General features: G+C 65.5%; 15 protein-coding genes and 1 riboswitch. Of the genes, 5 read left to right on the forward strand and 10 right to left on the reverse strand.

The window, feature by feature from the left end; genetic code table 11:
- Together NOG11_RS11270 and NOG11_RS11275 are read right to left on the reverse strand one after the other, a co-directional pair.
- Entirely contained in the window at nucleotides 1-759 is a 759-nt protein-coding gene (locus NOG11_RS11270) for an SDR family oxidoreductase (RefSeq protein WP_256619866.1), read from the reverse strand.
- The gene (locus NOG11_RS11275) at nucleotides 752-2,377 is read right to left on the reverse strand and encodes an FAD-dependent oxidoreductase (protein ID WP_256619867.1); all 1,626 of its coding nucleotides are present in this window, start codon (nucleotides 2,375-2,377) and stop codon (nucleotides 752-754) included. The genes NOG11_RS11270 and NOG11_RS11275 overlap by 8 nt, the downstream gene beginning before the upstream one ends.
- Nucleotides 2,378-2,499: 122 nt before the next feature.
- Nucleotides 2,500-2,697: riboswitch (cobalamin riboswitch) on the forward strand.
- A gap of 128 nt (nucleotides 2,698-2,825) precedes the next feature.
- Between NOG11_RS11275 and NOG11_RS11280 the strand changes: the two genes are divergently transcribed.
- Genes NOG11_RS11280 through NOG11_RS11295 form a run of 4 tightly spaced genes read left to right on the forward strand, consistent with a single transcriptional unit; the run spans nucleotide 2,826 to nucleotide 7,100 of the window.
- On the forward strand, nucleotides 2,826-4,613 hold the full coding sequence (locus NOG11_RS11280; protein WP_256619868.1) for a TonB-dependent receptor plug domain-containing protein: 1,788 nt from the start codon (nucleotides 2,826-2,828) through the stop codon (nucleotides 4,611-4,613).
- On the forward strand, nucleotides 4,610-5,371 hold the full coding sequence (locus NOG11_RS11285; RefSeq protein ID WP_256619869.1) for a substrate-binding domain-containing protein: 762 nt from the start codon (nucleotides 4,610-4,612) through the stop codon (nucleotides 5,369-5,371). The genes NOG11_RS11280 and NOG11_RS11285 overlap by 4 nt, the downstream gene beginning before the upstream one ends.
- Nucleotides 5,368-6,345, forward strand: a complete 978-nt coding sequence (locus NOG11_RS11290; protein ID WP_256619870.1) for a FecCD family ABC transporter permease — start codon at nucleotides 5,368-5,370, stop codon at nucleotides 6,343-6,345. Before NOG11_RS11285 ends, NOG11_RS11290 begins: the two co-directional genes overlap by 4 nt.
- Nucleotides 6,342-7,100: an ABC transporter ATP-binding protein gene (locus NOG11_RS11295; RefSeq protein ID WP_256619871.1), complete on the forward strand. Its 759-nt coding sequence runs from the start codon at nucleotides 6,342-6,344 to the stop codon at nucleotides 7,098-7,100. Before NOG11_RS11290 ends, NOG11_RS11295 begins: the two co-directional genes overlap by 4 nt.
- Here NOG11_RS11295 and NOG11_RS11300 read toward each other — a convergent pair.
- Together NOG11_RS11300 and NOG11_RS11305 are read right to left on the reverse strand one after the other, a co-directional pair.
- The gene (locus tag NOG11_RS11300) at nucleotides 7,078-9,111 is read right to left on the reverse strand and encodes an acetate and sugar kinases/Hsc70/actin family protein (protein WP_256619872.1); all 2,034 of its coding nucleotides are present in this window, start codon (nucleotides 9,109-9,111) and stop codon (nucleotides 7,078-7,080) included. The two genes, NOG11_RS11295 and NOG11_RS11300, sit on opposite strands and share 23 nt — an antisense overlap.
- Nucleotides 9,111-9,893 carry a hypothetical protein gene (locus tag NOG11_RS11305; RefSeq protein WP_256619873.1) on the reverse strand — a complete coding sequence of 261 codons (783 nt, stop codon included), beginning with the start codon at nucleotides 9,891-9,893 and terminating at the stop codon, nucleotides 9,111-9,113. The genes NOG11_RS11300 and NOG11_RS11305 overlap by 1 nt, the downstream gene beginning before the upstream one ends.
- A gap of 180 nt (nucleotides 9,894-10,073) precedes the next feature.
- Here NOG11_RS11305 and NOG11_RS11310 point away from each other — a divergent pair, with 180 nt between their 5' ends.
- Complete coding sequence (locus tag NOG11_RS11310) at nucleotides 10,074-10,565, forward strand: hypothetical protein (RefSeq protein ID WP_256619874.1); 492 nt, start codon at nucleotides 10,074-10,076, stop codon at nucleotides 10,563-10,565.
- Nucleotides 10,566-11,096: 531 nt separating this feature from the next.
- Here the strand turns inward: NOG11_RS11310 and NOG11_RS11315 are convergent.
- The 6 genes from NOG11_RS11315 to NOG11_RS11340 all read right to left on the reverse strand — a co-directional run bounded on the left by NOG11_RS11315 (nucleotide 11,097) and on the right by NOG11_RS11340 (nucleotide 19,500).
- The gene (locus NOG11_RS11315) at nucleotides 11,097-11,606 is read right to left on the reverse strand and encodes a hypothetical protein (RefSeq protein ID WP_256619875.1); all 510 of its coding nucleotides are present in this window, start codon (nucleotides 11,604-11,606) and stop codon (nucleotides 11,097-11,099) included.
- Nucleotides 11,596-14,160 (reverse strand): M1 family metallopeptidase, encoded by a 2,565-nt coding sequence (locus tag NOG11_RS11320; protein ID WP_256619876.1) that lies wholly within the window; start codon nucleotides 14,158-14,160, stop codon nucleotides 11,596-11,598. The genes NOG11_RS11315 and NOG11_RS11320 overlap by 11 nt, the downstream gene beginning before the upstream one ends.
- A gap of 102 nt (nucleotides 14,161-14,262) precedes the next feature.
- Entirely contained in the window at nucleotides 14,263-14,547 is a 285-nt protein-coding gene (locus NOG11_RS11325; protein WP_256619877.1) for a hypothetical protein, read from the reverse strand.
- A gap of 198 nt (nucleotides 14,548-14,745) precedes the next feature.
- A complete protein-coding gene (locus tag NOG11_RS11330) occupies nucleotides 14,746-15,390 on the reverse strand; it encodes a vWA domain-containing protein (protein WP_256619878.1) in 645 nt (214 codons plus the stop codon).
- A 159-nt stretch (nucleotides 15,391-15,549) separates the two neighbouring features.
- Nucleotides 15,550-17,004, reverse strand: a complete 1,455-nt coding sequence (locus NOG11_RS11335) for a hypothetical protein (protein ID WP_256619879.1) — start codon at nucleotides 17,002-17,004, stop codon at nucleotides 15,550-15,552.
- 276 nt (nucleotides 17,005-17,280) lie between these two features.
- On the reverse strand, nucleotides 17,281-19,500 hold the full coding sequence (locus tag NOG11_RS11340) for a S9 family peptidase (RefSeq protein ID WP_256619880.1): 2,220 nt from the start codon (nucleotides 19,498-19,500) through the stop codon (nucleotides 17,281-17,283).
- Nucleotides 19,501-19,688: the final 188 nt, after the last annotated feature.

Raw genomic sequence — 19,688 nt, forward strand, 5'->3', positions numbered from 1 at the left:
TCAGTACTGGCCCATCATCCCCCCATCGACGAAGATGGTCTGCCCCGTGATGAACGACGCGCCGGGGCCGGCCAGGAAGACGGCGGCCGCCGCGATCTCGTGCGGTTCGCCGCAGCGCCCGACGGCGAAACGAGCCTCCGCCCACTTCATCAGCTCGTCATCGGCGAGCAGGCTCTCGTTGCTTTTCGTACGGAAGAAGCCAGGTGCCACCGCGTTCACCGTCACCCCGCTCGCGCCGAAACTCGCAGCCAGGGACCGGGTCGCCGCCTCCAGGGCGCTTTTCGACATGCCGTAGGGGTGGTCGTAGCCCCTCGCCAAGGGGCCGGTCACCGAGGTCATGTTGACGATACGCCCGTACCCGCGCTCGGCCATGGCTCGTCCCGCCACGCGCGCGAGGTGGAAGGGCGCGACGGTATTGGCACGGAGCATCGCTTCGACCTCCGCAACGCCGTACTCCTGCAGGCCCTTACGGTTTCTGAGGCCCGCATTGTTGATCAAGATGCTGATCGGCTTTCTCGCCTCCAGATCGCGAAACGCCGCCTCCGCCGCCGCCGGGTCGCTGGCGTCGAAGCAGAGCGCCTCGCCCCCTACCTCCGCCGCCGCCCTGCCCGCGCGCTCGGGCGAGCGGCTGTTGATGACCAGTTCGGCGCCGCAGCTCGCCAGCCCCTTGGCGATCTCGTACCCCAGCCCGGAAGAGGCCCCGGTGACGAGCGCGCGCTGCCCGGTGAGGTCGAACAGTTCCGGCGCCCCTTCAGGCACTTTCCGTCCCGTGCAGATGGTTCCAGACCTCGCTGATGACCACCGATCCTTCGCCCACAGAGGAGGCCACACGCTTGACCGATCCTGCCCGCACATCGCCGACGGCGAAGATGCCCGGCACGCTGGTGGCGTAGACGGACGGGGTGTAGTCCTGGCCGCCGGTTTTCACGAAGCCCTTCTCGTCCAGGGCCACCTCCTCGCATATCCAGTCCGTGCACGGCGCAGCGCCGATCATCACGAACAGGGCGGGGGTCTCGATCTCCACCTCGCCCTCCGGTTTGGAGAGGGTCACACGGCTCAGCCGGTCATCCCCGCCGAGCCCCACGCACTCCGTCTCGAAGTGCAGCGTGATCTTCGGGTCCTGCTCCAGCCTGCGCGAGAGATAGGCGGACATGGAGGAGGCCAGCTCCTTGCCCCGGATCAGCACATGCACGTGGCTTGCCGAGCGGGAGAGATACATGGCCGCCTGCCCCGCCGAGTTGCCGCCGCCAATGACCACGGCCTCCGCCCCCTTGCAGAACCGCGCCTCGAGATCGGTGGCGGCGTAGTAGATGCCCCTCCCCTCGAACTCGTCCAACCGGTCCAGCGGAAGCTGCCTGTACTGAACACCCGTGGCGATGACCACCGCCCTGGCCCGCACCTCCTCGCCGTCTTCGAGGCCGATGCAGAAACCGTCCGCATCGCTCAGCCCTGTCAGCCGCTCGACTTTCCGGGGCATGACGAATTTGGTGCCGAGCCGCATGGCCTGGATCTCGCCGCGCAGGCAAAGATCGGCGCCGGAGATACCGGTGGGAAAGCCCATATAGTTCTCGATCCGCGAGGAGGAGCCCGCCTGTCCGCCGATCACTTGGTTCTCGATGACGAGTGCCGACAATCCCTCCGCACCCGCATAGACCGCCGCCGCGATCCCCGCAGGGCCGCCGCCGACGATCACCACGTCGAAACTATCCTTCTTCGACAGCGGCAGGTCGAGGCCGATATAGCGGGCCACGTCGCGCGGTTTCAGGCTCTCCAGCACCTCGTCCGCCCCGCCGATCGCCACCGGTTTATCCTGAGGCTGACCGGCTTTCTCCAAGAAGGCGTTGGCTTCGTCCGAGCCCAGCGTCATCATCTTGTGCGGGATGCGGTTGCGCGAGACGAAGGAGGCGACCTCGCTCAGCTCCGTATCCACCTCCGCGCCGATGATCGTCAGCCCGCTGTTCTGATCCTCGAAGGTCCGCCTACGGCGCGCTGCGAAGACCGTGACGATGATGTCGCTCATCTCCGGCACGCGGGACATGAGGCCCAGCATCACCTCCCGCGGCACCACGGTGCAGCGCGTCCGCTTCGCCGCGCGCATGGGCAGGTGCCAGCTTCCGCCGTTGAGAAAGTTGATCTCGCCGAGATACTGACCCGGCCCGATGGTGGCCTCGACGGCCTTCTCACCGGTGCGGGGATCGAGGAGCTCCACCTCTCCCTCTTCGCAGAAGATGAACTGGTCCATGGGTGTGCCCATCTCGACCACCATCTCCCCCTTCTCGAAGATCTTCTCCGTTCCCTCCTCGCGCAGCATGGCGACGTGCTCGTCCGCCAGGGGGGTGCGCTGCATCTCGCGAAGGTCGCCAGCCAGGCTTTCCATAGAGGTCTCCTTGGGGCCGCATAGCCCACGGGGACGAGGGTTAGCGCGCCTCGGCGGAGAGGCAAGCCGTCTGTGCTGCCGCGCAGTGATCGGCCTGTCCATTGACAGCCTGTCGCACCGCCCCGAAAAGAGCCGCCGATGGTTCCGGCCTTAACGGTCGGCGAAGAGGGAAGCCGGTGAGGATCCGGCGCTGTACCCGCAACTGTGACCCGTGAGCGGACGGCCAAGACGCCACTGAACGAGCCTAGGCGAAGTTTGGGAAGGCGGCCCGACGCAGCGACCGGGGAGCCAGGAGACCTGCCGTCACGTCGTTCACCCGCGGTCCGGGAACAGGCCATTCGGGTGGGAGCGAGCCTCCTTTGCAACGGCACGATCCGGGAGCCTTCCGGCATCCGGGCTTGTTCAACGCGAAACGGCCGGGCGGCGCTCCCGCCTGGTGAGGTCACCCATGCTACTTACCACTATCCTTCTCAGCACCGCCGCGGCAGTCGCGCCGCCCGACGAGATCGTCGTTCGGGGGACGCGCCTCGAACAGCGCCTTTTAGACAGCGGCACCTCCATCTCCGTCATCGACCGCGAGGACCTGGTCCGTCTAGGCGATGTGTTCCTGGCCGATAGCCTCGCCACCGTTCCCGGCGTCACCTTAAACCGTAACGGCCCGTTGGGCGGCGCTGCTTCCTTGCGCATCAGGGGGGCGGGCACGGACCAGACCCTCGTGCTCATCGACGGCGTGCCCGTCGGAGACACGGCGAGCCCTGGCGGCGGGTTCGATTTGTCCCGCCTCGCCCCCTCCCAGATCGAGCGGGTGGAGGTCCTGCGCGGTCCGCAATCGGCGCTCTGGGGCTCGGAGGCCATTGGCGGTGTGGTCGCCATCACCACCAGGCGGACGGGCGGTGCGCCCCTCGCAGGCTTTGCCGAGGGCGGCAGCTTCGGCACTCTTCGCGCAGGCATCTCCGCCGCCGCTGCATCCGGTGCAAACGGCGTGCGCCTGTCCCTCTCCGGCATCACCTCGGACGGCATCTCCAAGGCCGACGAGGAAGCCGGCAACACGGAGGAAGACGGCTTCGACAGCTTCAGCGGCACACTGAGCAGCAACACGGAGTTCGCCGGGACTAGGATCGACACCAGCTTCCACTACCAGACAGCCGAGACCGAAACCGACGGCTTCGTCTCCGGCGCGCCGGGCAATGTCGGCGATACGGACAACGAGACCGATACGGAGGAGTTCGGCGGCAGCCTCCGCTTCGCCTTCCCCGAGTTCGGCGGCGGGTGGAACCAGAGCTTCCTCGCTGGCTACCGGCAACTCAACCGCAAGAACGAGACGGGGGGTACGGAAACCTTCTCCGCTAAGGGTGAGCGCACCACGCTGCGCTACCAGCTCAACTCGCCCAGCGAAGCACCCCTGCGAACGGCGCTAGGCGGCGAGGCGGACCTTCGGGAGGCGGACGGTCGCAGCACCTCCATCCTCAGCGCTTTCGCCGTAGGCGAGGCCGAGATCACCGAGCGCCTAACCCTCTCCGCAGGCCTTCGCGCCGACGATCACGAAGAGTTCGGCACCGAAGTCACCTCGCGGCTGGCAGCGGCGTTCCGAGCCCATGACTACCTTACCTTCCGCGCCAATTACGGCGAGGGCTTCAAGGCCCCGAGCCTCTTTCAGGAGACCTTCTTCTGCTGCGGCTCGACGGAGCCCAATCTCGACCTGCAGCCCGAGCGGTCTCGTAGCTACGAGATCGGCGCTGCCTTCGTCCGTGAGAGGACCAGCCTCGATGTGGCGGTCTTCAAGCAAGACACGGACGACCTCATCGACTTCGATTTCGCCAGCGGCACCTACATCAACATCGCCGAAGCGGAGACGACAGGGGTCGAGCTAGGCCTGTCCCAGACCCTCGGCAGCATCGTGACCGCCACCCTCTCCTACACCTATCTCGATGCGGAGAATGGCGAGGGCGACCGCCTCGCCAGGGTCCCGCGTCACAGCGGCACGACCTTCCTCTTCTTCGATCCCGAAGGTCCCTTCGCCGGTCAGCTATCCTTACGCGCCAACAGCGAAGAGGAGGACAGTTTCGGTATCACGCCCGGATGGATCACCCTCGACAGCCAGCTCAGCTACGACATCGGCGAGAAGGTGCAGCTCTACCTCCGAGCCGAAAACCTTCTCGATGCGGACTACCAAGAAGTGTTCGGGTTCGGAACGCTTGGCCGCTCGGCTTTTCTCGGTCTGCGGTTTAATCCATGAGGTGGATGCTGGCGGCCCTCCTCTTCTTCGGTGCAGCGGCCGCTACACCTGACGAGCGGATCGTCAGTATCGACCACTGCGCCGATCTTCACATTCTGGCCTTCGCCGAGCGAAGCTCGGTGGCCGCCCTATCGGAGGGCGCGGAGGGTGACTTCGCCTTCCTGCGTGACCGCGCGAAGGGCCTGCACAAGGTACCGCCAGAGGCCGAGGCGATCCTCGCCCACCGGCCCACCCTCGTTGTGCGCTCCTATGGCGGGGATGCACGGCTGGTCAGTCTCCTGCGCCGTTCGGGGGTCGAGATCATCGAGATAGGCTTCCCCGCCACGCCAAAGGAGATTGCTGCCAACACGGAGCGTTTGGCGTCAAGACTGGGCGGCAAGGCCCCTGGCCCGCTCGCTGAAACCCCTAGAAGCGGCGTAGACCGCACGGCCCTCTACCTCACCCCCTCGGGCGTGGTCGCAGGCCGCGGAACGCTGACATCCTTGCTGCTGGAGCAGGCGGGCCTCACCAACTACGAGCAGCGCTCGGGTTGGCATGAGCTGCCCTTGGAGGAGTTGGTCGGCCAAAAGCCCGACCTCATCGTCACGGGCTTCTTCGACAGCCGCGACCGGTTCGAGGGGTGGTGGGACACGATGCGCCACCCCCTTGCGAGAGGCCTGCTAGAAGATACGCCCCGCACGGACATTCCCGGCGACCGCATGGCCTGCGCCGCCTTTCCCATGCTGGCCGTGCCGCGCCTGATCGAGGAGGGCCTGTGAAGCACCTCACGCCCATCCTGGTCTCGGCCTCGCTTCTACTTCTTGCCGTCAGCCTCCTGCCAGGACCGGCGGAGTTGTCTGCCTGGCAAGTCATCACCGCTCTTCTCGGGCAAGGGGACGCCCAGGCACGTATCATCGTCCAGGAGATCCGCCTACCGCGCAGCCTCGCCGCCTTCGTCACCGGCGCGGCGCTCGCCATGGCAGGGGCCACCCTCCAGGGCCTCCTGCGCAACCCGCTCGCTGAGCCGGGTGTGCTGGGCGTCACCGCGGCGGCCATCTTCGGCGCCACCCTCGCACTCTATTTCGGGTTCGCCGCGCCCCTTTTCGCGGTTCCGGCTAGTGCAGCGCTGGGGGCTTTGGCGGCGACGCTCCTCATCTCTTTCGCCGCGATCTCGATCAAGCGGACCTCCACCCTCATCCTCTTCGGCATCGGTCTCTCCTCGTTCATTGGTGCACTGATGAGCGTGCTTCTCGTTCTCTCTCCCACGCCCTTCACCCTCGCAGAGATGGTCAACTGGTCCTTCGGCTCGGTCGCCAACCGAAGCCTCCAGGACATCCTCTTCGCGAGCCCCTTCCTCATCGCAGGCACTATCCTTTGCCTCCTCTCCGGAAGGGGGCTGACCTTCCTCACCCTTGGCGAGGAGATCGCGTCGGTCTCCGGTCTCGATATCCGCCGTCACCGCCTTCTGGCGGTCGGCGGGGCAGGGCTCCTGACCGGCGGTGCGGTCGCCATCGCAGGGGGGATCGGCTTTGTCGGTATTGTAGCCCCGCATATCGTCAGACCGCTGACCGGGCACGATCCGGGGCGAAGCCTCGTACCCTCTGCCCTTCTGGGCGGCTGCCTCCTGCTTCTGGCAGACCTTCTCCTCAAGACGGTCCCTCTCTTCGGCGCCTTGCGCCTGGGCGTCATCGCCAGCCTGATCGGCGCACCGGTCTTCGTCTGGATCGCACTGCAGGAGGGTCGCCACCGATGAGCCTGATCGCCTCGAAGCTCTACGCGGAAGCCTCAGGCCGGATCATCCTCGATGTCCCCGAAGTGACGTTCGAGAGGCCCGGCCTCACGGCGATCATCGGCCCCAATGGTTCAGGCAAGACCACCCTCCTGCGCGCCCTTCTCGGCACCATCCCTCAGCCGCAGGGCCTCGTCGGCATCGAAGACCGGCAGCTCTCGGATCATTCCCCCCAAGAGCGTGCCCGGCTGATCGCCTATATGCCGCAAAAGACCGTCCTGGCCTGGCCGCTCCCCGTTCATACCGTGGTCGCGCTAGGCCGCTTCGCCTACGGAGCGGTTCCCCAGCGTCTGACGCCAGAGGACCAAGCAAGGGTGAAGCGGGTTCTCGCCGGAGTGGGCTTATGGGAGCGAAAAGAGCAGTCCGCTTCCACCCTTTCCGGCGGCGAGTTCGCCAAACTGATGGTTGCCCGCGCCTTGGCTGCCGAGACCCCCTACCTCCTTGCCGACGAGCCAGCCGCCGCCCTCGACCCAGCCCAGCAGCACCAAGTGCTGAGCCTTCTGCGCAAGAAGGCCGATGAAGGCGCCTGCGTCGTGGTGATCGTGCACGACCTCAGCCTGGCTAAGGACTATGCCGACCACGTCGCCCTGATGAACGAGGGCCGCATCCTGGCGACGGGTTCCCCTACGGACGTTCTGGTCCCGGACCTTCTTGCGAAGGTCTACGGGCAGGCGCCGCTGATCGGCCCGCAGGGGATCACCTTCCCCCGCCCTTCCTGACGCCTGCTCCGTCGCTTCCCATCAGGAGAAGCTGCGCCCGCCTGGTCTGGTTCTGAACAGAGGCGGCGACGGCCTCCTCGACCTGAGCGAGGATGCTCTCCTCCGCCTTGTCGAGGGAGGAGGAGAGTGCCTTCTCCACCTTGGCCTTGATCTGTCCGCTGAAGAGCTTGTCCTTGCCGGGCAGCCGGTCCGGCAAACGCCTGGCGAAGGCAGGCACGTCCAGGCTCGCGATCCAGCGCCTCGTGAACCTGCCGCCCAGGAACACCGCCGCCGTCAGCCCGCCGGTGAGGAACGGGATGCCCCCCAGCGCCGCGTCGATGCTCAGTGTCACCACATAAGCGAGGGTCACGATGATGATCTGAATGATGGTCTCGAAGGGCAGCTCGATCGCCTCCGCCTTGAAACCGAAGACCCCCGGCTCGATGGCGCGGTCGAACTGAAGCTGGATGTCGCGAGAGATGCCGTACTGGGTGTGAAGGCCGTCCAGCTCCTCGTCGAGGGCGTGCTTGACATGATCGCGCCACCAACCGTTGATCCGCTCGATGAAGAAGCTCTCCGCCTCCGCCGAGGGCAGCCAGGCGCGGTAGTTGCGCTCGATCTCCCGGCGCACATCCTGCCCGGTCTTGAAGGCGCCGTCCTTCCAGTCCTCCACCACCGGCACCACGAAACGGTCGAAGACCAGGTCAGCCATGCCTGCCGCCAGCGACGCCTTCAGTGCAGGGAACTCTCCTTCCACAAGCGAGGGCAGCCGCTCATGCATGAGGATGGTCGCCTCCTTGGAGAAGCGTTCGACATCGTGCCGCTTGCGTCCCCATCGGGCGAGCCCCCGGCTGACCAGATGGCTCGGCTCGGGGTCGCGCAGCACCTCCCCGCCCGTGCCGAAGACGCGCTCGGCCAGCTCCTTGGTGAAAGGCATGCGCGAGGCGCCCCCCGCCAGGAGCACCTGTCCGTAGCCGGTCCCCCGCCGCTCGATCGCAGCCTTCAGGGCACGGAGGCTCTCTTCGTAGAGCGCCGTCCAGCTCTTCCCCTCCAGCATCAGCGGGTCGAGGTTGAGCTCAGCCGACGGATGAAGCTCGCGGTCGTAAGGCGCCACTTCGAAGCGCTCCATCTCCGCCCCGCTGGTGGTGATCTCCAGGCTCCGCCGCCTGCCCCCTGTGAAGTAGGGCTGCAGCGGCGCACCGCTCACCCGGTCCTCGGGATCGGTGGGCGCATCGAGGAAGTACTGCTCCTTCGTCCGGCGCGCATAGTAGAGCCAGAGGTCGCGGTAGTGGGGGTTGTGCTGAAGAAAACGCCTCGCTGCGTCCTCTCGCTCCAAATTCGCCTCCAGCACCTGACGGTCGAAGAAGGACGCACCGAGATCGAGCCCCGCATCGAGGAGGGGTGCCGCTTTGCGCTCCGGCGCAATGAGCGAGAAGTCGAGGGTGGAGGATCCGATGTCGATGACCAGGATGTTTTCGTCCCGCGCCTTGGCGGTCAGGGGCGAGTTGGGGCTGTCGATAGCCTGGAGCAGCGCGGCCCGGCTCTCCGGCACCACCCTGACACGGGCGTCCTTCATGGGCGTCTGCGCGATGCCCTCGATCAGAAGCTCCTGGTACTGCTGGATATCCTCGTCGGCCGACCAGCTCGAAGGACAACCCACCGCGATCTCCACCCCGGCCCAGCCCTCCGGCGGGACGGGATCGAAGTTGGTCCCTTCGAGACAGGCGGCAAAGAAGCCGCTAATGTCTCGCCTCGCCTCGCCGAGCTTCGCTGGCCGTGCCTTGAACGCTGCCTTGAGGGCCGCACGCTCGCTGCCGCCTTCGGACTTGGCCGCCTCGCGGATCGCCCGTGTACCGACGATCAGCTCTTCCCCCGCCTGCCCCTTCTGGCGGATGAGGGCCGTGGGCTGAATGACCTGGCCGTGGATCTCGATATTGGCGGGCGCTGCGAAGCGGTCGCGGGTGTCGCCGCTGACCAGGGCGATGGCGGTGTCGGCATGGCCGAGGTCGAAGCCTAAAAAGTGGTTGGCCATCAGCTTCTGCCTCTCACCAGAACGCCGGGCACGACGCGGTTCGGATCGCTTCGGTGGACGAGGGCAGGCTTCAAGATCAGCTCTCCTTGAAGGTCGGGGTCGGTCATCACCTCGAAGAGGCCCTGCCCCGCCCTCGGTTCACGGACGATACGGTAGCCCGCCCGCTCGATCAGACGTGCGGCGTTCTGCGCCGCTTCCTCCGCTGCCAGATCGCCCTCCAGCATCACCGCGTCCTGCAGAAAGCTCAGCATGTCCTCCTCCGGCACGGCGCTGGTACCGGGCGGCGGGGGCGGCAGAGCGCGCTGGGCCGTCATCGAGACCAGCGCCTGATCGGCGGCGGAGGCGAGGCTTCTGAACTTGGCGTCCACCCCCTTAGGTCTCGGCCGGGTGCGTTCGCGCGGCCTACCGCCGGTCGTTAGTGTCAGGACCGCCGCGACCCCTGCTGCGATGCTCAGCATGACGCTGTCGGCATAGACCAGCGGCGCCATCGCCGCCAGAAGCAGCCCCCCGCCATAGCGCCCCAAAAGGCGCGGCAGCTCGGTCACGAGCCGCACCGGCGCCGGGCGTTCTTCGGGCAGGGGCAGCGGGTAGCTCGAACCCAGGGTCACCGCCCGCTCGGTCAGCTCGTAGAGCTCGTCCAAGCGCTCCCCCACATAGGCGTTCGAGCCATCGCGCGCGGATAGAAAAAGCTGCTGCAGCTCCGCCAGCGCCTCCTCCTTGGTCGCGGCATCGCCCAGTTCGGGGTCGAGCTTCAGCGTCTCCTGCAGCGGCCTGTCCTTCAACTTCGCTCCCTCAGGCCCCCAAGGGCTCGGCTTTCTGACAGCCCTTTATGGGTGCGCCCGCCCCTCCCCGCTACCCCTGACCGATCGTTGAGGGGGCTTGCCTAGCCACCGAAAGAGCTATTTGTTAACGGACGAGGGAATGGAGCAGCCGGGATCGTTGCGGCTGCAGGAGGAGCGATCATGCGCATGGTATGGGGGATGGCCCTGGCTGCGGCGGCCTGCGCCACGGCGCCTTTGTCGGAGGACAAGGCGGTACGGCAGATCGAGCACGTCACCGAGGCGGTCTATCTGGGCAACGACCGGATCAAGCTGACCACCGACAAGCCCCTCCTCATGCCGATCGAAGATCTGGAGTTCGCGGTCCTCGCCCGCGCCGCCGACGCGGCCTCCGAGCGCGGGGCCGAGCGCTTCGCCATCGTCCATGCCGAGTACCACCAGCGCGGCGCCTTTCTCAGCCCCGATCTCGAGCCCCTCGGCCAGACTTACATTGGCAGCTATGAGCGCCTCCTGCGATTTCGCGAGGAGGAGCAGAAGCGCTTCGGCCAGACCACCGGCATGACCGTGGTGGTGCAGCTCCAAGAGGAGGGCGAGATTAGTGTCCGCCAGAGCTTCGACGCCGAGGAGACCTACGAGGCCATGATCGGCGCCTGGATCAAGCGGGGCGATCTCTAGGGGCGCTTGCATACACTCCAAACGTGGCCTGATGTTTCTTGAACGGCATAGGCTGCCTCCCCCTCAGCCTGCCGGCAGCTCCCCCCTTTAAAGAGGGGAGCGATCAAGAGAAAGACACTGGCTTTGCTTCCCTCCCCCACTGTTGGGGAGGTGCCCGAACGGGCTTCTTAGCTGGTTTGCCGTCAGGCAAAACATTTGGTCCGGGGGACCAAATGTAGGCGCAGAAGGCCACGGCAGTGGCCGGGAGGGGGCCGCCTTGTTAGCAGTGTATACAAACGCCACCTTTGGGGCAGAGATTGGGATAGCTGCCGTACGGCTCAGCCCTGCTGCCTGCGACGGATAAGCCGCCCCGTCATCCCGGAAAGCCGTCAGGCTTATCCGGGACCCATGGACCAATCCCTTAGGCTTGACCCCGCGCAGTCGGCCCATGGATCCCGGCTCGAGGCCGGGATGACGATCGGGTAGTGAAACGAGGGATGGGGAAAGAGCGCTCGCTCGCGGGCACCCTTTATTTGAAGCTCTCGCCCAAGCTCAGTGCCGGTGCCCATGGCTGTGCCCGCGCTGGCTGCCCTGCTTGCCCCACTGGGTGAACATGCGTGTGGGCGACCCGTCCTTGCGCTCGTCCTTGTAGATGTTCGTCCACGCATCATAGACCGAGGCCAGCACCTTGGCATCGGTCACGTCGAGCGCTTCGGGACCTGTCGCGTAGAGGAAGACGTGGTTGTCCTCCAGCTCCGCGCCGAGATAGCGCGCCGCGCCGCCCTTCGTGGTGATGCCGCGGAGCACGCGGGCGCCCGCCTCCTTCAGCAGCGCCTCGTCCGAAAGATCCGTGTTCGTCTCGCGGTCACGGCCCAGCAGCACGAGCACATCGGCAGCCACGAGGCGGAAGGTCAGCGCCGTGGCAGGCTCACCGCCCAGCTCCGCCCTCTCGGCCGTGATATGCACCTCGGGCATGCGGTGGGCCAAGGCCCAGCCCGTCAGCATGAGGAGTGCTGCAGCCGAGGCGGCCGCCCACCGAACTCCCAGCCTTCTAGCGCTCACCGCCGCCATCCTCTCCGTCCGGGGCGTCGTTGTCCTCGGCAGGTTCGAGCGGCACGTCGGGGCCCTGGTCCTCCGCCGTCTCGCCTTTGTCGTCGCCGTCAAGCTCCGTGTTCACCGCTTCCTCGTCGTCGCTGGAAAGCTCGACCATGCTGTCCGCCATCTGGCTGCCGCCTCTGCGGGAGTCCTGGAACAGCTCGAAGCGGCTGCGGCGCGGCTTGCCGGGGAAGGCGTTGTTACCCTCATCGGCGTCGGCGATCTCGTTGTTCGCGTCGATCTCGACGCTGACGATCTCCTTGTCCGAGATGATCAGCTTGGAGAACGCCTCCGCATCGTAGCGCCAGACTTCGGCGGGCAGCACCATCTCCTCTTCCGAGCCGTCCGCATAGGTCATCTTCAGCGGGATCGGCATGACCAGCCCGCCCATATTGCGGAAGTCGATGATGTGCACGAAGGGATCGCGCTCCTGCACTCGGTCCCACAGAGCGCGCTCCTGCGGGTTCAGCTTCTCCAGGAACGCCTTGTAGTCGTTGCGCTGCTGGTTGTTCGGCTCGAACTCGTCGTTCTCATTGTAGAAGTCCGTGAGCTGATCGCGGCGGCGCTCGAGGCGCGTCTCGATGCCCTCTTCACGGTTCCTCCTCTGAGCGAGAGGCTCCGGCTCATCAGCCGCCCGCTGCTCGCGCTGAAGGTCCGCCTCGGCATCGGGATCCTGGCTCGAGATCTTCAGCGTCTGCATGCCCGTCACAGCGATGTCCACGTGATCGGTCGTGTACCACCAACCGCGCCAGAACCAGTCGAGATCCTTGCCCGAGACCTCCTCCATGGTGCGGAAGAAGTCCGCCGGCGCGGGCCTCTTGAACTTCCAGCGCCGCGAGTACTCACGGAAGGCCGGATCGAAGAGCTCCCGGCCCAAGACCGTCTCGCGCAAGATCACCAGTGCCGAAGCGGGCTTCGAATAGGCATTGGGGCCGAACTGCACGATCGAGTCCGACTGGGTCATGATCGGCACCTGGTTCGTGCTCGTCATGTAGTCGATGATGACATCGTTCGGGTTCGGACGGCCTCCGAGGATGGGGAAGTTCTCCTCCCACTCATACTCCGCGACATACTCCAGGAACGTGTTGATCCCCTCGTCCATCCAGGTCCACTGACGCTCGTCCGAGTTCACCGTCATCGGGAAGTAGATGTGCCCGATCTCGTGGATGATGACGCCGATGAGCCCGTATTTGATGTTTCGCGAGTAGGTGACTTCGCCGTCCTCATTATCCTTCGTGGTCGGACGATACCCGTTGAAGGTGATCATCGGGTACTCCATCCCGCCGCGCTCCCAGGCATTCACGGACTGGGCGGTGGGGTAGGGGTAGTTGAAGGAGAACTTGTTGTAGACGTCCATCGTGTGGATGACGGCCTCGGTCGAGTATTGCGACCAGATCGGCTCGGCCTCGTTCGGGTAGAAGCTCATGGCCATGACGAGGGGGTTCTCGTCATCCTCTTGCTCGAAACCCATGGCGTCCCAGATGAATTTCCGCGAGCTCGACCAGGCGAAGTCGCGCACCTGGTCCGCCTTGAATCGCCAAGTCTTCGTGCCGGAGCTCCCCTCTTTCTCGTTCTCCGCCGCCTCTTCGGGGGTGACGATGAAGACCGGGCTGTCCGCGCTCTCAGCCTCTCTCAGGCGCGAGCGCTGCTCCGCCGTAAGCACCTGGTTCGGGTTCTGCAGCTCGCCGGTGGCCGAGACGATGTGGTCGTCCGGCACGGTGATCGCCACCTCGTAGTCGCCGAACTCCAGCGTGAACTCGCCGCGCCCCAGGAACGCCTTGTTGTGCCAACCCTCATAGTCGGTGAAGGCCGCCATGCGCGGGAACCACTGGGCAAGGAAGTAGATCGTGTCGTTCGTCGGCTCCTCGGCGTCCACGGGGAAGCTCTCATAGCCGCCCCGGCCACCGACCACACTCTCGTTGATGATGTTGAAGGACCAGCCGATGGCGAACTCGTAGCGACCGCCGGGGCGAAGGGGCCGCGGCAGGTCCACCCGCATCATCGTGTCGACGATAGTGTATTCGAGGTCCTGCCCGCCCGAGCCCACCACGCTCTCGATCTCGAAGCCGTAATCGTTCTCCTTGAACGCCTCATCCCGCGCCAGCGAGCCGAAGGAGAGCCGCGGCGCCGTGTTGCTGCCGGGCCTCCGCCCCGCATCGGCCAGACGCTCGGACTGACGGGCGAGGCTGTCGTTCTTGAACCGGTTCTGGTCGAGGGAGACCCAGAGATAGCGCAGCTCATGGGGCGAGTTGTTGGTATAGGTGATCGTCTCCGACGCCTCGATGCGCTTCGTGTCCTCCAGAAGCTCCACGGCGATGTCGTAGTCGGCCTGCTGCTGCCAGTACTCAGGCCCCGGCTCGCCGGTGGCGGCCCTATAGACGTTCGGCGTCGGCAGCTTGTCGTCGAGCTGCTCGAAGGCCCGCGCGCCGGAGCCGACACCGGTAAAGACCGGGCCGTCTTTTTGGGCATGGGCGGGCAAGACAATCGAGAGGAGAGAAACAACACCAAGTAACAACCGCACCAGCACACCCTTTATCTTGTCAGTGGGGCCTGGCTTAGCCGAAAAGAACCTTCTGTCCAGTGAAGCGGCCAGACCCCGCCGCCCTCAAGGGGGCAAGCCGGATCACGCTGCCGTGAGAGGCATGGGGGCCACGCCCCTCAAGAGCCCCCTCGCCTCGGAGAAGGTCCTGATACGGATCTCGGCGTTCAGCCCGCAGCAGCCGTCCCTGCCGCCAAAAAGGACCAGCACGTGGCCGGGAAAGGCCACCGCCACGAGGCCGTAGGCGCGAAGATGCTCGGCGAGCTTGAGAAGCGGCGGCGCGTCGAGGGGCACCACCACCTCGCCGCTCAAAGCAAGACCCGACGCTTCGCGGACGGGGGGGTCGATAGGGCGAAAGGCGGTGGGCATGGGCAGCTCCCAAACGGTGAAGTGGCCCGCCGCTCCTGCCACCGGAGGCCCTTCCAGTCACCCAAGCCCGGCCTCACATCGCCGCGCTAAAGCTTAAGCTTCTTAACGCCTTAGACCTCTTTTTGCGTTCGTACCCGGAACGAAGCGGGCGGCGGAAGGGGAACCTTTTCTCCCGCGCTCCGATGACATTTGCGCAAGCTAGAAGGGCAGCGCCAGCCCGTCGAGATCGTTGATCACGCGGAAGGTGCCGCCGCCCGCCTCCACACGCGTGCGCCAGTCCTCGATCCGGCCCTGATAGAGCCGCGGGTCGATATTGTCCGTGCGCAGCTTGGTGACGTTGAGCGCCACCACCGTCACCCCGCGAAGGTCCAGCGGCAGGTCGCGCACATAGCCTTCGGGCAGGTCCTCCTGAAGGTCGGAGAAGATGAAGATCACCTTCCTGCCCGACCCCTTCTCCATCAGGAACTCGGAGGCCTGCAGCACCCCGCCGGTGATGTCCGTATGCGAGGAGGGCGCGACGCCGCCGACGAAGCTGTCGATGTCCTCCTTGAACTGACGCTTCTGCTGGTTCGCCACCGAAGGCCGGTCGTCGAACTGCATCTTCGCCACGATATCCTTCTCGGAGAAGCTGGCCGTATCGACCCGCGCCACGGCGAAGGCGTCGGAGGGCTCGAGCGTGGCGAGGATCACGTTGATGATCGCCTGTGCCTCTTGGATCTCCTTCGTATACGTTCCCGACGTATCGATCAGCATGTAGACTCCGGTGGAGCGGTTGGGCGGCTGCCCGCAACCGGCGAGAACGGCGGATGCAGCAGCGGTCAGTCCCAGGATGAGTTTTCTCATGGTGTGGTTCCCTCGTGTAAGATGGGCGGCATCTCGTCTCTCCAGTCGTCATCCCGGCCTTGAGCCGGGACCCATGGACTGAGGCTGCAAGAATGAACAGCCGGTGGTCCATGGGTCCCGGATAAGCCTTGCGGCTTTCCGGGATGACGGCGGAGGCGACTAAGCCGCTTCCGCAGCAGGGCCTTTCAAGCGGCTCTCCGCATCTTTCAGCACCCTCCTTGCACCGACGACCTCCAAATCGTCACCGCGTAGCGCCTTGACCCGGCCCTCGATCCAGAGCGGCGCGAAGATCGCCACGTCGTAGAGCTGGACCGCCACCTTGCCCGCTTCCTCGAAGAGGCGTGCGGCCACCCGAAAGGTGAAGGCAGTCACCATCAGCACACCCGACGCCGACCATCCGAGCACGGCGCGCATGGAGTGGATGAAGGTCTCCAGCGGGATGGCCACGAAGGTCAAAGCGAAGGGTAGGATGAAGCCCATCCCCATCTGCGCCGCCGTGGTGATCCACAGGAAAGCCGCGCCCTGGCTCGCCTCGCCGCGAAGGACGGCGGCGGTGGCAAGCTCGTCCTGAAGCAAGAGCTCCCTCATATAGGCAAGGCCCGCCTCGACGGATGCCAACGACAGAAGCAGCGCGAAGCTAACGATCGCCAGGCGCTGGCGTGTCTTGTCGGCGAGCGATGCGACCACCGGGAAGAGCGAGGTGATCCGTAGGCACTCCATCAGGAAGAGGCCCATGGAGAGCTCGACCAGGATGATGACCAAGGCGGCGATATCGGCGGTTTTGAACGTGCCGATATAGGTGTTGCCGCCGACCATCTCCGACATCGGCCGGGCGATGAGGTGGAAGTTCACCACCGCGCCGCCCGCCGCGATCAGCAAGACGAGGCCTGCCGTGAAGAACTGCACGAGGGCGGAGCTCTGCAGCTTGATCGCCGCTTCGTCCGTGTCTTGGTGGATGCTTTCGAAGCGCGTCATCTGCTCATCGACGCTGGCCGCGCGAGCCTGGAGGCTCTCCATCCGCGTCTTGACCTGACCGAGCAGCTTCACGCTCTCGCGCCAGTGCGGCGCCATGTCGTGCAGGTGCTTATGGCGCTGGCGGGAGTCCTCCCGGTACGCACGGCCTGCCTCCTCGCCCGCCTTTTTGAACGAGCTGTGGATCGATTCGAGCACCTGGCTGCGCACGCCTTCCGACGTACCCGGCACTTGCGCGACAGCTTCGACGGCCTCGGCCCAACCTGGCGGCTCCGGGGGTTGCGAAGCGGACTTGGCATAGTCCTCATCAAGCTGCCCCGCGCGCTCCGCGAGGGACTGGTGCAGCGCCGGATAGTCGCCGAGGTCGCGATGCACCTTGTCGGAGAAGCGCTCATATTCACGCTCCACCATGCGCGCCGCTGCCTCACGGCCTGCGGAAAGGAGCACCTCTCGGTTACGGTCGACGAGCCGCTTACGGAGCGACAGGAGCGAGCGCGAGGCGAAGCGTAGGCCGCTGCCGAGCGCTGAACTGGTATCGGTCAGCACGCCCCGCATCGGCGCCCGCGCCAGATAGAGCGCGGTCATGCCGCCAGCGATGACCAGCGCGGTTCCGGCCATATTGCCGGTAAGAAAATCAGGCACGGAAGTCCCTCCCATGAACAGCCCCGCCCCAGCACCAAGAAGAAAGCGTGGGGGCGAGGTGTTGAGGGGAGGTTGTAGGAAGGCGGAGGATTTAGATTGAATTGTAGTGGGCAGCTACTTCACCTCTCCCGCATTGCGGGAGAGGTCGAAATCTATCTGATTTCGGGTGAGGGCTTCGGCGAAGCCGTACCGCTGCGCTGAACACTGAAACCTGCGCTCAGAACACCCTCACCCTCGGTCCCTCTCCCGCGGGGCGGGAGAGGGAGGCGCAAGAAACTACTCCACAGCCTTCAGATACTTATCCAAGAACCGCATAGTCGTCCCCAGCCGGTGCTCGGAGATGCCCTCCCCGCCCACGCCGTGGCGTTGGCCGGGATAGGTCATCATCTCGAACTCCTTGTTGCCCTCCTGAAGGATGGCGAAAACACGCGTCGAGTTGTCGAAGGTCACGTTGTCGTCCGCCATGCCGTGGATCATCAGAAGCGGCGTCTCCAGATCATCCAAGTAAGGAAACACGGACGAGCTTTCATAGCCCTCAGGGTTGCCTTCGGGCGTGTCCATGTAGCGCTCCGTATAGAATGTGTCGTAGAGCGACCAGTCCGTCACCGGCGCACCGGACACGGCCGCGCCGAACGTCCCCTCGGGCGCGCGCAGCGCCAGATGCAGGGTCATGTAGCCGCCGTAAGACCAGCCCGAGACGCCGATCCGATCCGCATCGACAAAGTCCTGGGAAGCCAGCCACTTCACACCCTGCAGCTGGTCCGCCACCTCGATATCCGACATCTGCCGGTGAATGACGTCCTCGAACGTCTTGCCGCGGTTATAGGAGCCGCGGTTGTCGAGCTGGAACACCACATAGCCCTGCTGCTGCATGTATTGCAGCGAGCCGCCGGTGAAGCTGTTGGTCACCCGCTGCACATGGGGGCCGCCGTAAACCTGCAGGATTGCGGGATACTCCTTGCCCGGCTCGAAGTCATAGGGCTTGATCAGGCGGTAGTGCATGACCTGCCCGTCCTCGGCCTCGATCGTGCCGTACTCCGGCGCCGAGTGGGCGTCGAGATAGGGCGCGTAGGGATGGTCCTCATCCAAAGCGTTCTCTGCCACCCAGGTGATGAGCTCGCCATCGGCCGTATAGAGCCCGGTCTGGGGCGGGGTGTTGGCGTTCTGCGAGGTGCCCGCGAAGCTCTTGCCGTCAGGCGCCATGCGCACCGACCAAGTGCGGCCCTCTTCGGTGATCCGCTCCGGCTCGCCAGGCTCGAGGTAGCTCACCTTGTAGAGGTGGCGCTCCAGCGGCGTCTCGCGGTTGGCCGTGAAGTAGACCTCGCCCGCCTCCTTATCCACGGCGCTGATCCCCAGCACCTGCCAGTCGCCGGAGGTCACCTGCACCGGCTCGCCGTCCTTGCCAAAGCGTAGAATGTGGCGGTAGCCCGTCTCCTCCGTGGTCCACAGGAACCCCTCGTCGAGGCTGCGGAAATCGTCCGACAGGTTGATCCAGGCTGGCTGCTGTTCGGTATGCACCTCGGTCACCTCGCCAGAGCGTAGGTCCACGCTGGAGAGGGTCAGCTCGGTCTGGTCGCGGTTCACCGTTTCGATGAAGAGACGTTCCGCCCCGGCCCAGTGCACACGGGCCAGGTAGGTGTCGGGGGAGGCACCCCACTCCACTTTCACCTGCCGCCTCTTGCCCGGCTCGCGGATGAAGAGGTCCACCACCGCATTCGGGCGCCCTGCACGGGGATAGCGCTGCTCGATGACGGTCACGTCGCCCGCCGCGATGTCGAAGCGGGGGATAATGTCCACCGTGCTCTCGTCGGTGCGGGTATAGACGACGTAAGAATCGTCGGGGCTCCACCAGTTGCCGGTGTAGCGGCTCATCTCCTCCTGGGCGACGAACTCCGCCGTGCCGTATGAGACCGCGCCCTCTCCGCGAGGGCTCAGGCGCTGCTCGCGTCCGCTGGCGAGGTCGATGGCGTAGAGCGTGCCGTCCCGCAGGAAGCTGACATAGCCCCCGGACGGCGAGACCTTGGCATCGTACTCGAAGCCCTCGGTCTCGGTCAGGCGGCGGACCGATTTGTCGGCAACGTTCACCAGGAACAGGTCCCCGGCCGAAGGCACCAGGATCTGCTCGCCCTGGCTGTCCCACTGATACTGCACGATGCCCTTGGAGCTGGCGATGCGCTTTCTCTCGCGCAGCGCCTTCTCCTCCTCCGAGAGCTCGAAGTCGTCGGGCTCCAGCGTCTTCGAATCGACCAGCATCGACGCCTCACCGGTCTCTACATCATAGGCCCAGAGGTCGAGCCGCGCCTGATCTTCCTCATTGGCGCGCAGGAAGGTCAGCATGGAGCCGTCCGGCGAGTAGGCCAGCGCCCTAGGCGCGGCGCCGGTCAGGGAGGGGCTGTCATAGAGCCGCTCGATGGTCAGCTCTTCGGCGAGGGCGGGGGAGAGGGCGGCGCTCAGCGCCAGGACTGCACCAGCAGCCTTGAGAACATGGCTTTTCATGACGCCTGACATGGCCGATGGGGAACCATCTGCCAAGCGGGAGGGGCAGGACTTCCGGATACCTGACCGCCTGCCTTCGAACCGGATCGAGCTGCTGAAAGCCTCTTAACGACGCTTCACCACGGCGCAGGCGAAGCCGGAGACCGTGGTGCCCAACTCCTCAAAGTAGATGACCGAGTGAGACTTCC

Origin of the sequence: Parvularcula maris (assembly GCF_024505085.1) — a bacterium.
Lineage (GTDB): Bacteria > Pseudomonadota > Alphaproteobacteria > Caulobacterales > Parvularculaceae > Parvularcula > Parvularcula maris.